Origin of the sequence: Micromonospora sp. WMMA1976, assembly GCF_027497335.1 — a bacterium.
GTDB classification, from domain to species: Bacteria; Actinomycetota; Actinomycetes; order Mycobacteriales; family Micromonosporaceae; genus Micromonospora; species Micromonospora aurantiaca.
This window is the reverse complement of record NZ_CP114912.1, coordinates 6,391,436-6,407,789: the sequence shown is the minus strand read 5'-3', so window position 1 is coordinate 6,407,789 and position 16,354 is coordinate 6,391,436. Positions and strand designations below refer to the sequence as shown.

Annotated in this window: 15 protein-coding genes and 1 pseudogene; 5 read left to right on the top strand and 11 right to left on the bottom strand. The window is 73.1% G+C overall.

Annotated features, from left to right (window positions below):
• Window positions 1-97: 97 nt before the first annotated feature.
• On the top strand, window positions 98-307 hold the full coding sequence (locus tag O7546_RS29665; RefSeq protein ID WP_120572362.1) for a hypothetical protein: 210 nt from the start codon (window positions 98-100) through the stop codon (window positions 305-307).
• 12 nt (window positions 308-319) lie between these two features.
• Here the strand turns inward: O7546_RS29665 and O7546_RS29660 are convergent, their stop codons facing one another.
• Complete coding sequence (locus tag O7546_RS29660) at window positions 320-1,372, bottom strand: LCP family protein (RefSeq protein WP_194800170.1); 1,053 nt, start codon at window positions 1,370-1,372, stop codon at window positions 320-322.
• Window positions 1,372-1,854, bottom strand: a complete 483-nt coding sequence (locus O7546_RS29655; RefSeq protein WP_269697920.1) for a SigE family RNA polymerase sigma factor — start codon at window positions 1,852-1,854, stop codon at window positions 1,372-1,374. The genes O7546_RS29660 and O7546_RS29655 overlap by 1 nt, the downstream gene beginning before the upstream one ends.
• Window positions 1,855-2,020: 166 nt before the next feature.
• Between O7546_RS29655 and O7546_RS29650 the strand changes: the two genes are divergently transcribed.
• The 4 genes from O7546_RS29650 (at window position 2,021) to O7546_RS29635 (ending at window position 8,711) form a co-directional block, all read left to right on the top strand.
• Window positions 2,021-3,586, top strand: coding sequence for an LPXTG cell wall anchor domain-containing protein (locus tag O7546_RS29650; RefSeq protein ID WP_281600290.1), 1,566 nt, complete (start codon window positions 2,021-2,023; stop codon window positions 3,584-3,586).
• A 213-nt stretch (window positions 3,587-3,799) separates the two neighbouring features.
• Window positions 3,800-5,329 carry a 3' terminal RNA ribose 2'-O-methyltransferase Hen1 gene (locus tag O7546_RS29645; protein WP_281600289.1) on the top strand — a complete coding sequence of 510 codons (1,530 nt, stop codon included), beginning with the start codon at window positions 3,800-3,802 and terminating at the stop codon, window positions 5,327-5,329.
• A complete protein-coding gene (locus O7546_RS29640; RefSeq protein WP_281600288.1) occupies window positions 5,326-7,842 on the top strand; it encodes a polynucleotide kinase-phosphatase in 2,517 nt (838 codons plus the stop codon). Before O7546_RS29645 ends, O7546_RS29640 begins: the two co-directional genes overlap by 4 nt.
• 23 nt (window positions 7,843-7,865) lie before the next feature.
• Window positions 7,866-8,711: a DedA family protein gene (locus tag O7546_RS29635; RefSeq protein ID WP_194800175.1), complete on the top strand. Its 846-nt coding sequence runs from the start codon at window positions 7,866-7,868 to the stop codon at window positions 8,709-8,711.
• A 172-nt stretch (window positions 8,712-8,883) separates the two neighbouring features.
• Here the strand turns inward: O7546_RS29635 and O7546_RS29630 are convergent, their stop codons facing one another.
• The 9 genes and pseudogenes from O7546_RS29630 to O7546_RS29590 all read right to left on the bottom strand — a co-directional run bounded on the left by O7546_RS29630 (window position 8,884) and on the right by O7546_RS29590 (window position 16,343).
• A complete protein-coding gene (locus tag O7546_RS29630; protein WP_007454255.1) occupies window positions 8,884-9,261 on the bottom strand; it encodes a metalloregulator ArsR/SmtB family transcription factor in 378 nt (125 codons plus the stop codon).
• A gap of 57 nt (window positions 9,262-9,318) precedes the next feature.
• Window positions 9,319-9,858, bottom strand: a complete 540-nt coding sequence (gene pyrE, locus O7546_RS29625; protein ID WP_091413808.1) for an orotate phosphoribosyltransferase — start codon at window positions 9,856-9,858, stop codon at window positions 9,319-9,321.
• Between the two features lie 153 nt (window positions 9,859-10,011).
• The gene (locus O7546_RS29620; protein ID WP_194800176.1) at window positions 10,012-10,821 is read right to left on the bottom strand and encodes an SDR family NAD(P)-dependent oxidoreductase; all 810 of its coding nucleotides are present in this window, start codon (window positions 10,819-10,821) and stop codon (window positions 10,012-10,014) included.
• A gap of 209 nt (window positions 10,822-11,030) precedes the next feature.
• Window positions 11,031-11,600, bottom strand: a pseudogene (locus O7546_RS29615) (hypothetical protein); the annotation flags it as partial.
• A 72-nt stretch (window positions 11,601-11,672) separates the two neighbouring features.
• Complete coding sequence (locus O7546_RS29610) at window positions 11,673-12,449, bottom strand: hypothetical protein (RefSeq protein WP_194800178.1); 777 nt, start codon at window positions 12,447-12,449, stop codon at window positions 11,673-11,675.
• A gap of 67 nt (window positions 12,450-12,516) precedes the next feature.
• Window positions 12,517-13,515 (bottom strand): hypothetical protein, encoded by a 999-nt coding sequence (locus tag O7546_RS29605; protein ID WP_194800421.1) that lies wholly within the window; start codon window positions 13,513-13,515, stop codon window positions 12,517-12,519.
• A 67-nt stretch (window positions 13,516-13,582) separates the two neighbouring features.
• A complete protein-coding gene (locus tag O7546_RS29600) occupies window positions 13,583-15,151 on the bottom strand; it encodes a polyamine aminopropyltransferase (protein WP_269697919.1) in 1,569 nt (522 codons plus the stop codon).
• Window positions 15,148-15,921, bottom strand: a complete 774-nt coding sequence (locus O7546_RS29595; RefSeq protein WP_194800180.1) for a hypothetical protein — start codon at window positions 15,919-15,921, stop codon at window positions 15,148-15,150. The genes O7546_RS29600 and O7546_RS29595 overlap by 4 nt, the downstream gene beginning before the upstream one ends.
• Window positions 15,921-16,343 (bottom strand): DUF350 domain-containing protein, encoded by a 423-nt coding sequence (locus tag O7546_RS29590; protein WP_030269725.1) that lies wholly within the window; start codon window positions 16,341-16,343, stop codon window positions 15,921-15,923. The genes O7546_RS29595 and O7546_RS29590 overlap by 1 nt, the downstream gene beginning before the upstream one ends.
• Window positions 16,344-16,354: the final 11 nt, after the last annotated feature.

Here is a 16,354-nt window from a genome sequence, read left to right as displayed (position 1 = left end):
ATCGCCGACTCCGCCGTTCCGCCCGCCACCCAGCGAGGGCCCGGAGCAGCCCGTACGGTGGTGGGGACGATGCCCGCACGGAGAACAGGGAGGGACGATGGGTCAGCCCGACGAGGACTTCGCCCCCAGTGACCACCTCGCCCCGGAGGAGCGGGATCTGGAGGCCGAACCGGCCGACGCGGTCGAGCAGGCCACCACGGTGACCGACGAGACGGACGGTGAGCCGCACCGGGGCATGGAGGTCGACGACTGGGACGCCATGGAGCAGGCCCGCGTCGTCACCGCCGACGAGGACGACTACCGCTGATCCGGGGCCCGCTCACCGCAGGGCGGTGACCTGTCCCGGGTGGGCGGCGGCCCACTGCGCCAGCCGGTCCGCCCGTAGCGCGTCCAGGAATCCGGGGGCGAGTTCCGGGTCCGGCTCGTACCCGCGGCCGTTCCACTCGTCGCGTACCGGGAAGGCGAGCGCGACCGGCTCCGCGGCGGCGGTTCGGCCGCTCGCGGCGGTCAGCACCGGCAGCGACAGATCACCGGTGTCGATCGTGACGGCCGATCCGATCCGTAGGAGCAGCCGGCCGAGCTGCGCCGGATCGGTCGCCGTGCCCTGCTCCCGCAGTTGGCGGAGCAGGCCGGCGGCGTAGCGGGCCGCGTTGCGGTCCCGGTCCAGCCCACCGTCGCGCAGCCCGTACCGCTGCCGCAGCAGGTCCACCGCCGCCGCGCCGTCGAGCCGCTGACATCCGGCCGGGAACCGCCGCTCGGTGTGCACCGAACGCACCGGCGCCGGCAGGCAGACCGGCACGCCGCCGACCGCGTCGGTCAGCTCGCGCGCCCCCGGGTACGTGAGCACCGCGCCGGCGTCGACGCGTACCCCGGTCAGCCGGGCGACCGCCTCGCGGGTCGCCCGGTAGCCGGCGGCCAGGTCGGTGCCCGACCCGGCGGCGCGGGAGAACGTCGCGTTGAGCTTCTCCGTCCCGCCCTGCGGCGGCACCGGCACCAGCAGGTCACGCGGGAACGACACGAGATAGAGCCGGCTCCGGTCGGCCGGCAGGTGCACCAGCAGCACCGAGTCGGCGCGCCGGCTGCCGACCGGCTGGTCGACGCCGAGCAGCAGCAGGTTCAGTGCGCCGCCGGGCTCGGGCACCGGCGTGGCGAGCGGGGGCGCCGCCGTGGGCGCCGGCGGCCGGGGCGCCATCGCGGTGAAACCGACGAGCGCGACGGCGGCGACCGCCAGCGCCGTGCCGGCCAGGCGTACGCGCCGGCGGCGCCGACGGCGGATGATCACCGCCCGGTCGACGGCGGCCCGGACCGGGCCGACGGGCGGGGTCGACTCCTCGAGGCGGGCGAACGCGGCCCGCAGCTCGTCCTCGATCATCAGGAGACCTCCACGAGTTCGGCTCGGAGGGTGGCCAGCGCACGCGAGATGCTGGACCGGACGGTGCCGACGGCGCAGCCGAGCACCTCGGCGATCTCCCCGTCCGGCAGGTCCTCGTAGTAGCGCAGCACCAGCGCGGCGCGCTGACGCCGGGGCAACCGGGACAGCCAGGACCGGATCTGGTCCCGGTCCGCCGCGGACTGGGCGTGGTCGGCCGGCGCGGGCACCGATTCGTCCGCCGCGCCGCGCAGCAGCACCCGCCGCGCCCACGATCCGCGCCGCCAGTCGATGAACTGGTTGGTGAGCATCCGGCGCACGTACCGCTCCGGGGCGTCGGTGCGGGCCACCCGCCGCCAGTTGAGCTGGACCCGGACCAGGGTGTCCTGCACCAGATCCTGCGCCTGGTGCGGGTCCCCGGTCAGCATGACCGCGTACCGCAGCAGGGCGCCCAACCGCGCGTCGGCGAACTCCTCGTACGTCACTGCACCTCCCGGTGTCCGATTGATGGACGGTTCCGGGCAGGTGGAACATTGCGGTGGCGCCGATCATCCGTTCGGTCAATATTCATGATGTGGGACAACGCGATCCTTTAAGGAATCCTTAAGCTCCGGGGGCTCCACCTGATCACCCCACGGGAGGACCCCCCACATGCTCAGCAACTCCACCCGGCGCTGGTTCGCCGGGTTGGGCGTCGCAGGCGCGTTCGTCGCCGCCTCCGCCACCCCCGCCCTCGCGGCGGACGCGCCGTTCGAGGTCGTCACGCACGACCTGCTCGTCGCCCCGGGCCACCTGGGTTACGGCTCGCTCTTCGCGCACATGTCCGACGGCGAGTCGGAGCCCAAGTTCGGCCGGACCACGATCGACATCGACTTCTCCGCGGTCTCGGGCTTCGCCACCGTCGAGCCGGCGTGGGACTGGACCTGCGACGTCTCCTCCACCAAGATGCACTGCGAGGCGGACCTCGCCGACGGCGACGAGCCCTGGTTCGACTACCTGGTCAACGGCAAGGACACCGCCGAGCCGGGCCAGAAGGGCGCACTGAAGATCAGCGTCACGTCGGGCGGCAAGACCGCCACCGGTACGGCCGGCGTCACCATCGCCGAGGGCGTCGACCTGGTGAGCGACCCGACCGTCGAGGCGAGCGGCGCCCCCGGTGGCCGCGCCGCCGTGCCGGGTGTCGTCCGCAACGGCGGCGACACCACAGTCGACGGGACGGTGCTCGTCGTGCAGGCCGACTGGCTCGCGTCGTACGGCGGGAACTTCTCCAACTGCCGGGCTCAGGAAGACGGGTTCTACGCCTTCTGCGCCTTCGACACGAAGATCGAGCCGGGCCGGTCGTACAAGCTCTCCGAGGACCTTCCGATCAAGCTGCGGCCGGAGACGCGTACCGGCGCCCGGTTCCCGGTCTACCTCGACTGGTGGACCACCGACGACTTCGACCAGGCGTTCGAGGACTGGCTCGACGAGGTCAAGCCCGGCACGGGCCCCGAGCTGCGTCTGGTCGAGAAGTCGGTGCAGGCCGCGCGGGTGCCGCAGACCGACCTGGACCAGATGAACAACTTCACTGTCGCAACAGTGAAGGTCACCGGTGACAACCCGGCCGACCTCGCCGCCGAGGGCGCCACCGCCACCGGGAAGAAGGGCGACGTCGTCACTGTCGCGCCGAGCTTCACCAACCTGGGTCCGGCCACGCTGGAGTACCTGGGCCAGGGCACCCCAGGCATCCGCCTGGAGGACCTGCCGGTCCGGGTCACCGTCCCGGCCGGCACGACCGCCGTCGAGGCGCCGTACGGCTGCGTGCCGTTCCTGCCCTCGAAGGAGTGGGACCCGTGGACCGCGAACTGGGGTGAGCCGGGCGCCAAGGAGTACGCCTGCCAGGTCACCGAGAGCCCCAGGGGCATGAAGAACCCGTACGAGTTCCGCCTTCGCGTCGACACGGTGACCGCGAACGCGACCGGCAGCTTCACCACGAAGCTCGCCGGCGACCCGAACGGCAAGAACGACACCGCCGCGATCGTCATCAACCCGGCCGGCGGCACCCCCGGCACGCCCGGTGACCCGGGCGACGGTGGCCAGGGCGGCGGTGACGGCGGCACGCTGCCGATCACCGGTTCCGCCACCGGCCTGATCGCCGGCATCGGCGCGCTGCTGCTCGCCGCCGGTGTGGTCGGCTACGTGCTGACCCGCCGCCGCAAGACCCGCTTCGTCGCCTGACCCACGCGACACCAGGTGCCCCGCCGACCCAGAGGTCGGCGGGGCACCGCCATATAGAAGAAGGACATCCAGCAGCACGGCTCCGACAAGCCGGGCCACGTCAGGTTTCCGGGGAGCCCGGCCCGCGCAGGGATCAAGCCTGACCGCCCGGAGCGGGTCGGGCTCCCCGGAAACCCCACGACACGAGCCAACAAACCAAGAGATCATCGACAAGTGCTGCTGACCCTCACCACGACCCACCGTCCGGCGACCGACCTCGGCCACCTCCTGGTGAAGCATCCGGACCGCGTGCAGAGCTTCGACCTGCCCGCCGGGTCCGCGCATGTGTTCTACCCGGAGGCGGACGAGGCGCGCTGCACGGCGGCGCTGCTGGTCGAGGTCGATCCGCTGAAGCTGGGCGGCGGCCGGAAGAACCGCGCGCCGGAGGGCTTCGCGCTCGGACAGTACGTGAACGACCGCCCGTACGCGGCGTCGAGCCTGCTCTCGTCGGCGCTGGCGAAGGTGTTCCGCTCCGCCCTGCGCGGCGAGTCGCGCGACCGTCCCGAGCTGGCGGCGAGCGCGATCCCGCTGACCGTACGGGTGCCGGTGCTGCGCTGCCGGGGCGGCGCCGAGCTGGCGGTACGGATCTTCGCCCCGCTGGGCTGGACCGTGACTGCCACCCCGATCCCGCTCGACGAGACGTACCCGGACTGGGGCGAGAGCCGCTACGTCGACCTGACGCTGACCGGCACGCTGCGGCTCGCGGACGCCCTCAACCACCTGTACGTGCTGCTGCCGGTGCTCGACGACGCGAAGCACTACTGGGTGGCGCCGGACGAGGTGGACAAGCTGCTGCGCGCCGGCGCCGGCTGGCTGGCGGGTCATCCGGAGCGGGGCCTGATCACGCGCCGCTACCTGGCGCACCGCCGGGCGCTCGCGGGCGAGGCGATGGCCCGGCTCACCGAGCTGCGGCTGGCCGACGAGCCGCCCGCCGACGACAGCATCGAGCCGTCGACCGGAGAGCCGGCCGAGTCGTCGGGCGGCGGGGCCGGGACGGCGGAGGACGTCCGCCGGGCCTCGCTGGCGGTACGGCGTCGGGAGGCGGTGCTGGCCGCGCTGCGGGACAGCGGCGCGAGCCGGGTGCTGGACCTGGGCTGCGGTGGCGGCGCGCTGCTCACCGCGCTGGTCGCCGACCGGCGGTTCACCGAGGTGGTGGGCGTCGACGTGTCGGACCGGTCGCTCGGTCTGGCCGCCCGGCGGCTGCGCCTGGACCGTCTTCCGGAGCGGCAGCGGGACCGGATCCGGCTGTGGCAGTCCGCGCTGACCTACCGGGACGATCGGCTCCGGGGGTACGACGCGGCGGTGCTGATGGAGGTCGTCGAGCACCTCGACCCGCCGCGCCTGCCGGCGCTGGAGGACGCGGTGTTCGGCCACGCCCGGCCGGGCACGGTGGTGGTGACCACCCCGAACGTGGAGTACAACGTGCGCTACGAGGGGCTCGAGCCGGGCCGGTTCCGGCACGCGGACCACCGGTTCGAGTGGACCCGGGCCGAGTTCGCCGCCTGGGTGGACCGGGTGGCGGCGGCGCACGGCTACACGGCGGTGCTCAGCGGCGTCGGCGACGACGACCCGGAGGTCGGCACGCCGACCCAGATGGCGGTGCTCACCCGCGCCGACCGCGACGAAAGCACCGGCCGGCGCGACCGGGCCGACCGGAACAACCGGAACGACAGCAACGACCGGAAGGAGGCGACGAACCGATGACCGTCCTGGACATCCCCGAGCTGGCACTGGTGGCGCTCGTCGGCGTCTCCGGCTCCGGCAAGTCCACGTTCGCCCGGCGGCACTTCGCGCCCAGCCAGGTGCTCTCCTCGGACACGTTCCGCGGCCTGGTGGCCGACGACGAGAACGACCAGTCCGCGTCCGCCGACGCGTTCGACGCGCTGCACCACGTCGCCGCCATCCGGCTGCGGCGCGGCCTGCTCACCGTGGTCGACGCGACGAACCTCCAGCCGCACGCCCGCGCCGGGCTGATCCGGGTGGCCCGGGAGCACGACGTGCTGCCGGTGGCGATCGTGCTGGACGTGCCGGAGGCGGTGGCCTGGGAGCGTACCGAGGCGCGCGCCGACCGCACGCACGGCCGGCAGGTGCTCAACCGGATGCGCCGCGACCTGCGGCAGTCGTACGGGCGGCTGGCCCGCGAGGGCTTCCGCAAGGTGCACGTGCTGCGCGGGGTGGACGAGATCGACGCCGCGGAGATCCGCTACGAGAAGCTGTTCAACGACCGGCGCGAGCTGACCGGTCCGTTCGACGTGGTCGGGGACGTGCACGGGTGCCGTACCGAGCTGGAGGCGCTGCTGTCCCGGCTCGGCTACGTGCTGCGGCACGACGACGCGGGCCGCCCGGTGGACGCGGCACACCCGTCGGGGCGTACCGCGGTGTTCGTCGGAGACCTGGTGGACCGCGGCCCGGACTCGCCCGGCGTGCTCCGCCTGGTGATGGGCATGGTGGCGGCCGGCCACGCGATCTGCGTGCCGGGCAACCACGAGCAGAAGCTGCTGCGCAAGCTGCGCGGCCGGGACGTCAAGCTGACCCACGGCCTGGCCGAGACGATGGAGCAGCTCGCCGCCGAGCCGCCGGAGTTCGTCACCGGGGTGGAGACGTTCATCGACGGGCTGGTCAGCCACTACGTGCTCGACGGCGGCCGGCTCGTGGTGGCGCACGCCGGGCTGAAGGAGGCATACCACGGACGGGCGTCCGGCCGGGTGCGGTCGTTCGCGCTCTACGGCGAGACCACCGGCGAGACCGACGAGTACGGCCTGCCGGTGCGCTACCCGTGGGCGCGGGACTACCGGGGTTCGGCGATGGTCGTGTACGGGCACACGCCGACGCCCGAGCCGGAGTGGGTGAACAACACCATCTGCCTGGACACCGGTTGCGTGTTCGGCGGGCAGCTCACCGCGCTGCGCTACCCGGAGAAGGAGCTGGTGGCCGTCCCGGCGGTCAAGGAGTGGTACGCCCCGGCCCGCCCGCTGGTCCCGGTCGCACCGTCACGGCCGGACACCGTGCTGGACCTGGCCGACGTCACCGGGCGACGGCATCTCACCCACGCGTACGGGTCGCTCACAGTGCCGGCCGAGAACGCCGCCGCCGCGCTGGAGGTGATGAGCCGGTTCGCGGTCGACCCGGGCCGGCTGGTGTGGCTGCCGCCGACAATGGCGCCCTGCTCCACGTCGACAGTGGACGGGTTCCTGGAGCACCCGGCCGAGGCGTTCGCCGACTACCGCGCGGCGGGCGTCGAGCGGGTGGTCTGCGAGGAGAAGCACATGGGCTCGCGGGCGGTGGTGCTCGTGGAGCGGGAGCCGGGCCGCTTCGGCGGCGGGGTGGTGCACACCCGTACCGGCAGGCCGTTCTTCGACCCGCCGCTCGACGGCGAGTTGCTGGCCCGGGTGCGCGCCGCGGTCACCAGCGCCGGCCTCTGGGCCGAGCTGGGCACCGACTGGCTGCTGCTCGACGCCGAGCTGCTGCCCTGGTCGGCGAAGGCGGGCGGGCTGATCCGCGAGCAGTACGCCGGGGTCGGCGCGGCCGGGCGGGCCGCGCTGCCCGCGGTGCTCGCCGCGCTGGACACCGCCGCCGGGCGCGGGATGCCGGTGGACACGCTGCGCAACCGGATGGCCGGGCGGGCCGCCGAGGTCACCGCCTACTCGGCTGCCTACCGGGCGTACGTCCGGCCGACCGACGGGCTGCGCGGGGTGACGCTGGCGCCGTTCGCGGTGCTGGCCGGGGCCGGGGTGAGCTACGCCGACCGCGACCACGGCTGGCACCTGGCGCTGGCCGACCGGCTCTGCGCCGCCGACCCGGAGTTCTTCACCCCGACCCGGCGCCGGGTGGTGGACCTGGCCGACGAGTCGGCGGTGGCCGACGCCACCGAGTGGTGGCTGGCGCTCACCGCGGCCGGCGGCGAGGGCATGGTGGTCAAGCCGTACGGGGGCCTGGCCGCCCGTTCGCCGAAGGGCTCGCTGCTCCAGCCGGGGATCAAGTGCCGAGGGCGGGAGTACCTGCGGATCATCTACGGTCCCGGGTACACCGAGGCGGCGCAGCTCGCCGCGTTGCGCCGCCGGTCGCTGGGGCGCAAGCGCGGGCTCGCCCTGCGGGAGCACGGCCTCGGCCTGGCCGCCCTGGACGCGCTGGCCGACGACGCTCCGCTCTGGCGCCGCCACGAGCTGGTGTTCGCGATCCTCGCCTGCGAGTCCGAGCCGGTGGACCCCCGCCTCTGACGACGACGCCCGGTCCGGCCGATATGCCGGACCGGGCCGGGGTACCCTGTGTGGCCGTGGACACAGCAGAGAAGACCCGGATGTTCTCCGAGAGCGTGGCATTGAACCCGCTCGACCCGAAGGACCTCATCCACACCTTCGGCATGATCGGCGTCTGGGTGATCCTCTTCGCCGAGACGGGGCTGCTGGTCGGCTTCTTCTTCCCGGGTGACTCGCTGCTGTTCCTGGCCGGGGTGGCCGCCTCACCGGTGGCCGACGCCATCTTCGGCGACGGCACCCGCCTGTCCCTGGCCGGTCTGCTGATCGGCGGTCCGATCTGCGCCATCGTCGGCGCCCAGCTAGGGCACTGGCTCGGCGCCCGGTACGGCCGCCGCATGTTCGAGAAGCCCAACTCCCGGCTGTTCAAGCGGGAGTACGTGGAGAAGGCGGAGTACTACTTCCAGAAGTTCGGCCCGGCGAAGGCCGTGGTGCTGGCCCGGTTCATCCCGATCGTGCGGACGTTCCTCAACCCGGTGGCCGGGGTGCTCGGCATGCCGGCCCGCCAGTTCTTCGTGTGGAACGTGGTGGGCGCGGTCCTCTGGGTGGACGGCATCCTGCTGGTCGGCTACCTGCTGGCCCGGCAGATCTACGACGCCATCGGCGACAAGATCGACAGGTACATCCTGCCGGTGGTCGCACTGATCATCGTGATCTCGGTGCTGCCGATCTTCTTCGAGTTCCTCCGCGACCGGCGGGCGCGCAAGCGCGGCGAGGCGGTCGCCGTCATCACCGCGGCGACGATGGCCGGCACTGTGGAGGCGGCCCGGGAGAGCATCGAGGAGCACCGCCCCGGTCACGGTGACGGGCACGGCGGTCAGCACCGCCACTGAGCACGTACGGACGCCGAAGGCCGGCCCTCGGACGAGGACCGGCCTTCGACATCACTGCTCCAGCCGGGTCACACGGACGACGACAGCCGTCACCGTGCGCTGATGGCGCCACCCCTCGCACGCCACCGGTCACCCGGTCGGGACGACCCTCGTTCGGGCCGGCCCGGAGGTTTCAGCGAGCCTTCTTCGTGGCCCGCTTCCGCGGCGGGGTGAGCAGATCCGCGATCGTGGCGATCGCGGACGGCACCAGCCGGTAGTACGCCCAGACCCCGCGCTTCTCCCGCTCCAGCAAGCCGGCCTCGGTGAGGATTCGCAGGTGGTGGCTGACCGTCGGCTGCGAGAGGCCGAGCGGCGCGGTGAGGTCACACACGCACGCCTCCCCCTCGGGAGCCGACTGGATCAGGCTGAGCAGCCGCAGCCGAGCGGGGTCCGCAAGGGCCTTGAGGACCCCCGCAAGCCGCTCGGCGTCGGCGCGTTCGATCGGCTCGCCGGCAAGCGGCGAGATCTGAGGCATGGTCATTTCAGCCAACGCAGTTCCCACGTATTCCATCCTTCCACCAGCAGCATCGATCCGCCTGCATATCAGCAGATCCGAATCGGCAAACTTTTACGCCACAAGGCCGAGGTCAGCCAACGTATAGGCCGCCCGATAGGGCAATCCGGCGGCTCGCACCGTGTCGCCGGCACCTCGATCAACAATAACCGCCACACCCACCACCTCGGCCCCTGCCTCACGCAATGCCTCGACGGCCGTCAACACACTTCCACCGGTGGTGGAGGTGTCCTCGACCGCGAGCACCCGTCGCCCGGAGACGTCCGGCCCCTCGATCCGGCGCTGGAGACCGTGGGCCTTGCCCTCCTTGCGGACGACGAAGGCGTCGACCGCGCGGCCGGTGCCCGCCGAGGCGTGCAGCATGGCGGCGGCCACCGGATCGGCGCCCAGGGTCAGGCCGCCGACCGCGTCGTACGCCCAGTCGGCGGTGAGGTCACGCATGACCCGACCGATCAACGGAGCCGCCTCGTGATGGAGCGTGACGCGGCGCAGGTCCACGTACCAGTCCGCCTCGCGGCCCGACGAGAGCACCACCCGGCCGTGCACCACAGCAAGGTCAGTGATGAATTTGCGCAGGTCGTCGTGGTCGCCCATGGCCCCAGAGCGTACTTCGCAAGTCTGAGCGCCGTGTTTCGGGTCCGCCCTGGTCAACCCTGCGGGCGACCGACGGGTGGCGATGAGCGGCTACGCTGTGCGACCGTCCATCCCGGCCGGCCACCGAACCGGCTCGGGTGCGTACCTCGCCGGTCAGCCGCGCTGCCGGCCGACCGCGCCCCGGGTGTCCCGCCGGAAGCCGCGCAGCAGCCGCTTGGGCGCGTGCCGCAGCCCGGCCACCGCCACCTTGTACTTCCAGTCCGGGACACTGACGGACTTACCTTTATGCAGGTCACGGAGCCCTTCGGCGACCACATCGTCGGCTCGCAGCCAGGCCCAGGCGGGCAGGCGCGACATGTCGATGCCCGCGCGTTCGTGATTTCCGGTTCGCGTGTAGCCGGGACAGAGCGCCATCACGCGCACACCCAGCGGCGCGACGGACTGGCCGATCGATTCACTGAAATTCGTCACCCACGCCTTGCTGGCCGAGTACGTGGATCCCGGCATGGGGACACCGAAGCCCGCGACGGAAGAGACATTAATCACTGCGCCGTGGCCTCGTTCGGTCATCGGGCCCAGGGCGGCGTGGGTCAGACGCAGCACCGCGAGCACGTTGAGCCGCACCAGCCGCGCCTCGTCCGCCACCGACGACCGGACGAACGACGTGTTCAGACTGATGCCGGCGTTGTTGACGAGCAGCTCGATCGGCGTACCGGCGGTCAGCCGCTGTTCGACCGCCGCGCAGCCGTCCTCGGTGGACAGATCGGCGGCGATCGTCTCGGCGTCGCCGCCGTGCCGGCCGGTCAGCTCGGCCGCCAGCGCGTCGAGCCGGGCGGCGTCCCGGGCCACCAGGACGAGGTCCCAGCCGTCCGCGGCCAGCCGGCGGGCGAACGCCTCGCCGATGCCGAGGCTGGCGCCGGTGACCAGGGCACGGCGCCGGGAGGGGTCGGTGTCACCGGTCATCGGCGGTCCTCCGGAGGTGGCGGGAACCCACCCGGCGGGGGCGCGGGCGGTGCGGACGGGGGCGGTGCGGGCCGCTCGTACGGCGACGGGCCGGAGGCGGGCGGCGCGGAGGCGGGCGGGTTCAGGCCGGGTGGCGGTCCCCAGGGCGTCGGCCCGGGGGCGGTCGCGCCGGACACGGTCGAGCCGTAGCCGGACAGCCGCAGCGGTGCGGTACGACGACGCAGGAACGCGCCGGACGGCGGCAGCGTGAGCAGCACGGCGACCACCAGGTAGCCGAGGATCTGCGCCGCCGACAGCGTCGCGTTCACCGGGATCCACCAGGACGGGTAGGCGTCGCCGACGAGGCCCAGCAGCTCTGCGGTGATCCGGTCGTCCGCGCCGAGCCGCAGCGGGGCGGCGCGCTGGCCGACCAGCACCGCCAGCCCGCAGCAACCGCAGAGCAGGCCGGTCCCGGCCACCACCCAGGTCGCCGTGCGGGCGCCGGACCGGCCGGCGAGCAGACCGAGCGCGAGCCCGGCGAGCAGCAGCCCGGCGAGCACGCCGAGCACGGCGGCCAGCACTGTGGAGCCGCGCAGCAGGCCGGCCACCTGGTCGATGTCGCCGCCGCTCGCGCCGGTCCGTTCCGCCGCCGCGTCCCGGAACCGGCCCACCGTGCCGCCACCGACGGCCAGGTTGACCACCGCGTACGCCACGGCACCGACCGCCATCGCCAGCAGCAGCGCCGCCGCGGCGACGACCGTGCCCGGCCGGCGGGGTGCGGCCCGTTCGGGGTACGACACGACTGATCCCTCCGGTAGGCGTCGGCTTGCAACCTACTCGGAGGGATCGTCGGCGTCGCTGTAATCCGGACGTCAACTTCCGGATGGCGGCTCCGGATCGCGGCGCTCACCCGGCTGACCGCCCGGCGCGGACGGCGGCTGACCACCGGCGGACGGCGGCTGACCACCGGGCGCCGACGGCGGCGTGCCGGGAGCCGGCGGGTACGGCGGGTACGCCGGGTCGCCCGACTGGCCCGGGTGCGACGGGTACGCCGGGTAGGCGCCACCGGGCACCGGCGGCTCCCAGCCGGCCTTGGGCTTGCGGAAGAACTCGTTCGCCTGCGGCAGCGCCAGCAGGATCAGCGCGGCCAGCAGGGCGAGCAGCGCGACCAGGCCCAGCAGCAGGTTGACCGGGGTGTACCAGGACGGAAGCGCGTCCTCCAGCCGGCGCTGGATCTCCTCCGAGCTGGGCACGTCACCGGTGGTGTTGCCGCCGCCGGTCATGCCGCCGGTGAGACCGGTCAGCAGCCCGCCGCCGGTGCAGCAGAACAGGATGCCGCCCAGCACCCAGGTGGTGATCCGGGAGCCGTTCTTGCCCCGGTTGTTCAACAGCGCGAGGACGACGAGGCCGGCCGCGATCAGCAGCGACACGATGGCCGTGATGATGCTGAACGCGTACGCGATGTCGGCGGCCGACTCGGCCGAGGTGCCCGCGTAGGCGTCGGCGAGAACATCGCGGATCTTGCCGACGACTGCGAGTGCCACGATCAGGTTCAGCACCTGGATCGCGGCGACGAGGATGAGCAGCCAACTGGAGAGCGTCACCACGCCGGGACGCGTGCGGGGCGGGGTGCCCGGAGCATCGACCATGATTCTCCCTTCCTGGATCAGATGCCCACCGTAGCGATCTTCCACCAGGTCAGCACGCCGGAATGGCTCACCTCTCGGCGGCGCGCCGCAACCGGCGGTGCTCGGCGGTGACCACGCCGAGCAGGGCGAGATCGAGCGCGACGGCGGAGACCGCGCCGAACTGGTTCACCGTGAAGTTGAAGACCTGGCCGAACAGCAGGTCGACGAGGAGCGCCAGCTTGAACAGGCGGAACGCCTCGGCCCGGTTACGCCGCAGCAGCCAGGCGGCCCGCAGACCGAGCACCGCGGTGACGAGCGCGGTGGCGCTGACGCCGAGCACCGCGCCCCACTCCCGTTCCTGGTCCAGGTGCCCGGTCACGCCGTCGAGGAACACCGCCACCACTGTCAGCACCGGCTCGACGACCAGGTAGACCACCACCGGCCAGACCAGCCAGCGGCGTCCGGCCGCCCAGACGGCGAGACGCCGGGCCCGGTCCGCCGCCCGCTGCCAGAGCGGCACCGGCGGCGGTTCCCGATGGGGTACGGCGTCCAGCAGGTGCGCCACCGCCGTCTCGGTGGCCGGTCCGGTGCCCTGCACGAGCCGCAGCACGGCGATCCGGCGGCGATCCGTCAGTCCGCCCGGCAGGCCGCTGAGCACCATGTCCAGCGCGTTCGCGGTGCGTTCGGCGGGGGTCAGCCGGGACCGGCCGGTGCGTCCGCGTACCGCCTGGGTGAGCAGGACCAGCAGAGCGAACGCGACGTAGATGATGGCGGCGGCGGGAGCGTAGAAGTAGTCGGTGCCGGTGGTGACGAACTTGCCCACCTCGTCGATGAAGAGTCCGAAGCCGATGCCGCCGATCACCGCCCCGCCGCTGCGGGCGCCGCCGCCGAGGAAGACGAGCGGGATGCCCAGGCCGACGGCGAGCAGCAGGCCGCCCCAGAGGACGTGCGCGATGTGCAGCCCGCCGCCGCCGAGCTGTGGATAGTCGGTGGCCTTCAGGTACGCCCGCACGGCCAGCACGGTGACCACGCCGGAGAGCACGAACGCCTGGAGGTAGGAGGCCGCCTCGACCGCCCGGGTCGGCAGCCGGCGGACCAGCCAGCCGATCCCCGGTCGGTGGCGCGACGACGATTCGGGTGGCATGTCCCGAAACCTAGTAGCCGCGCCACTCCTCGCGGGCGTAGTCCAGCACCCTCGGCCGCAACAGCGTGGAGGCCGGTACGTCGATCCGGGCCCGGTCGGCGGGGAACGTGCCGGCGGCGGCCAGCACCGCCGGGGTGAGGAACCGCAGCGGCGGCGGATCGTCCGGCAGCGCCAGCTCGGGCGCGACGTCACCCGGCGCGGCGAGCACGAACCCCCAGTCGCCGAAGCTCGGCACGTCGACGTGGTAGGGCACGGTGGCGAAGCCCGCCTCGCGGATCGACCGCTCGATCGACCAGTACGACCGGGGCGCGAAGTAGGGCGACCCGGACTGCACGACGAGCCGCCCGCCGGGGGCCAGCACCGGCCGGATCAGCGTGTAGAACTCGATCGTGTAGAGCTTCGCGGTGGCCGTCTCGTCCGGGTCGGGCAGGTCGGCGATCACCACGTCGAAGCGGTCCGTGGCGGTACGCAGCCACGCGAACGCGTCCAGGTTGAGCACCCGCACCCGGGGGTCGGTGAGCGACTCCCGGTTCAGCTCACGCAGCTGCGGCTCGCGGCGGGCCAGCTCGACCACCGCCGGGTCGAGGTCGACGAGCGTCACCGAGCGCACGTCCGGGTACTTGAGGAGCTCCCGCGCGGCCAGCCCGTCCCCGGCGCCGAGCACCAGCACGTCGCCGTGCGCCCCGCGCATCGCCGGGTGCACGAGCGCCTCGTGGTAGCGGTACTCGTCGATCGAGCTGAACTGGAGGTCGCCGTTGAGGAACAGCCGCAGGTCGGTGTCGGAGTGGCCGGGCTCGCGCACCGAGCGGGTCAGCACGATCTCCTGGTAGCGGCTGCGCTCGGCGTGCACCACCGGGTCGCGGTAGAGCTGCTGGCGGGTCGTCACCTCGAAGTCGTGCGCGGTCACCCACGCGTACCCGAGGAGCAGACCGACCACGACGGTGGCGGCGCCGAGCGCGGCCCGCGCCCGACGGCTGAGGTCGGACCGGAACACGGTGAAGACGAGCACCACGCCGGCGACCGCGTTCACCGCGCCCACCACGAGCGCGCCCTTGAGCTGGCCGAAGACCGGGATCAGCAGGAACGGGAACGCCAGCCCGCCGAGCAGCGCGCCCACGTAGTCGGCGGCGAACAGGTCGGCCACCGCGCTGCCCGCGGACTGCTCCCGGATGCGTTGCAGCATCACCATCAGCAGCGGGATCTCCGCGCCGATCAGCAGGCCGAGCACGAACGCGGTGCCGACGAGCGCCGGGCCGTACAGGTCGAGCCAGGCGAACGCGGCGTAGAGGCCGAGCACCGACAGGCCGCCGAGCAGCGCCAGCGTCAGCTCGATCACCGCGAACGAGACCACCGCCCGGGACTGCAACGGCTTCGCCACCAGCGCGCCGACGCCCATCGCGAAGACCATCACGCCGAGCACGATCGACGCCTGGCCGACCGTGTCGCCGATCAGGTAGCTGCCGAGCGCGACCAGCGCCAGCTCGTACACCAGGCCGCAGGCCGCGCACACGAAGACCGCGAGCAGGACCGCCGAGCGGGCCAGGCGCCACCGCGGCCGTGCGGCCACGTCGGCGGTCACCGTCTGCTCCGGGTACGTCCGGCGGCTCCCGCCCCGGCGCGCTGCGCGGGCACCCGTACCCGGTGGTTGCGGCGCTGTCGCACGCCCACGGCGAGGAACAGCGCGGCGAGCAGGAACAGGCCGACCGAGCTGAGGACGTAGATCCAGCGGTCCCGCCAGAAGTCGTTTCCGGCGTCCGGCAGCGGGGCGGCGGCCGTCGACGGCGCGGCGGTGGGCGTCGCGGCCGGCTCGGCGAGCCCGCGCTCGGCGGCGAGCAGCGGCAGGATCGTGGCGGCCCGGGTGACGGCCCAGCCCGGGTCGTCGACGAACGCGTCCTCGTCCAGCCCGAAGCGGCCCAGCCGGGTCTCGATCGCGGCGAGGTCGGCGAACTCGATGTCGTCCGACCCCTTGATCCGGATCGTGGCGGAGTCCTCCGACTCGCTGCTCGACGAGGTGTACCTGACGTTCGCGGAGACCGCGATCCAGCGCGCGCAGCCGGGCGCCTCGACGACTGTGGTGCCGTCGCCGAGGTTGGAGCCGACGCTCACCTCGTCGTACACGTCGAGCAGTTCCCAGCCGTAGCAGATGCCCTGGCTGCCGGCGGCGGCCCGGAGGATCGGCACGGTGCCGGAGCGCTCGTCGGCGGCCGGCGCGGGAACCGAGGTGTCCGAGTCGCCGCCGAACGCGCCGATGGCGCAGACGACCACCACGACCCCGACGACCACGGACCAGATCACCGTCTGGGTGCGCTTGTCCTTCCCCGCCGAATGCTGTGCGGGCTTGCCGCTCATCAGATGATCGCGGCCGCGATGATCGCACCGGTGGCGAGGTGCACGGTGGCGGAGACCCACACCGCCGGGTGCGGCTCCGGGTCCACGAGCAGCTCACCGAGCTTGCCCGGGGTGGCCACGTCGAGCAGCACGAACGCCGCCGCCATGATCACCAGACCGAGGATGCCGTACGCGGCGGCACCGACCAGCCCCAGCGTGAAGTCGTCGTCGCTGGCGACGATCGCGGCGACCACGATCGTGCCCACCCCGAGCAGGTTGGACGAGAGCAGCAGCGCCGCGTTGCGGTTGCGCTCGGTCCAGATCAGCTCGTGGAGCTTGCCGGGGGTGGCCAGGTCGACCAGGACGTAGCCGATCGCCATCAGGACGACGCCGACCGCGCCGTAGGCGAGGGTGACCAGCAGGTCGGTGACGAGATGCTGCACGGGAGACTCCA

Excerpts from the sequence above, each read along its gene's own strand:
- O7546_RS29635 (WP_194800175.1), top strand. The coding sequence starts at position 7,866 with ATGCCGGACCGGGCCGGGGTACCCTGTGTGGCCGTGGACACAGCAGAG.
- O7546_RS29660 (WP_194800170.1), bottom strand. The coding sequence starts at position 1,372 with ATGATCGAGGACGAGCTGCGGGCCGCGTTCGCCCGCCTCGAGGAGTCG.
- O7546_RS29620 (WP_194800176.1), bottom strand. The coding sequence starts at position 10,821 with ATGACCGGTGACACCGACCCCTCCCGGCGCCGTGCCCTGGTCACCGGC.
- pyrE (WP_091413808.1), bottom strand. The coding sequence starts at position 9,858 with ATGGGCGACCACGACGACCTGCGCAAATTCATCACTGACCTTGCTGTG.
- O7546_RS29650 (WP_281600290.1), top strand. The coding sequence starts at position 2,021 with ATGCTCAGCAACTCCACCCGGCGCTGGTTCGCCGGGTTGGGCGTCGCA.
- O7546_RS29665 (WP_120572362.1), top strand. The coding sequence starts at position 98 with ATGGGTCAGCCCGACGAGGACTTCGCCCCCAGTGACCACCTCGCCCCG.
- O7546_RS29595 (WP_194800180.1), bottom strand. The coding sequence starts at position 15,921 with ATGAGCGGCAAGCCCGCACAGCATTCGGCGGGGAAGGACAAGCGCACC.
- O7546_RS29640 (WP_281600288.1), top strand. The coding sequence starts at position 5,326 with ATGACCGTCCTGGACATCCCCGAGCTGGCACTGGTGGCGCTCGTCGGC.
- O7546_RS29610 (WP_194800178.1), bottom strand. The coding sequence starts at position 12,449 with ATGGTCGATGCTCCGGGCACCCCGCCCCGCACGCGTCCCGGCGTGGTG.
- O7546_RS29630 (WP_007454255.1), bottom strand. The coding sequence starts at position 9,261 with ATGGAATACGTGGGAACTGCGTTGGCTGAAATGACCATGCCTCAGATC.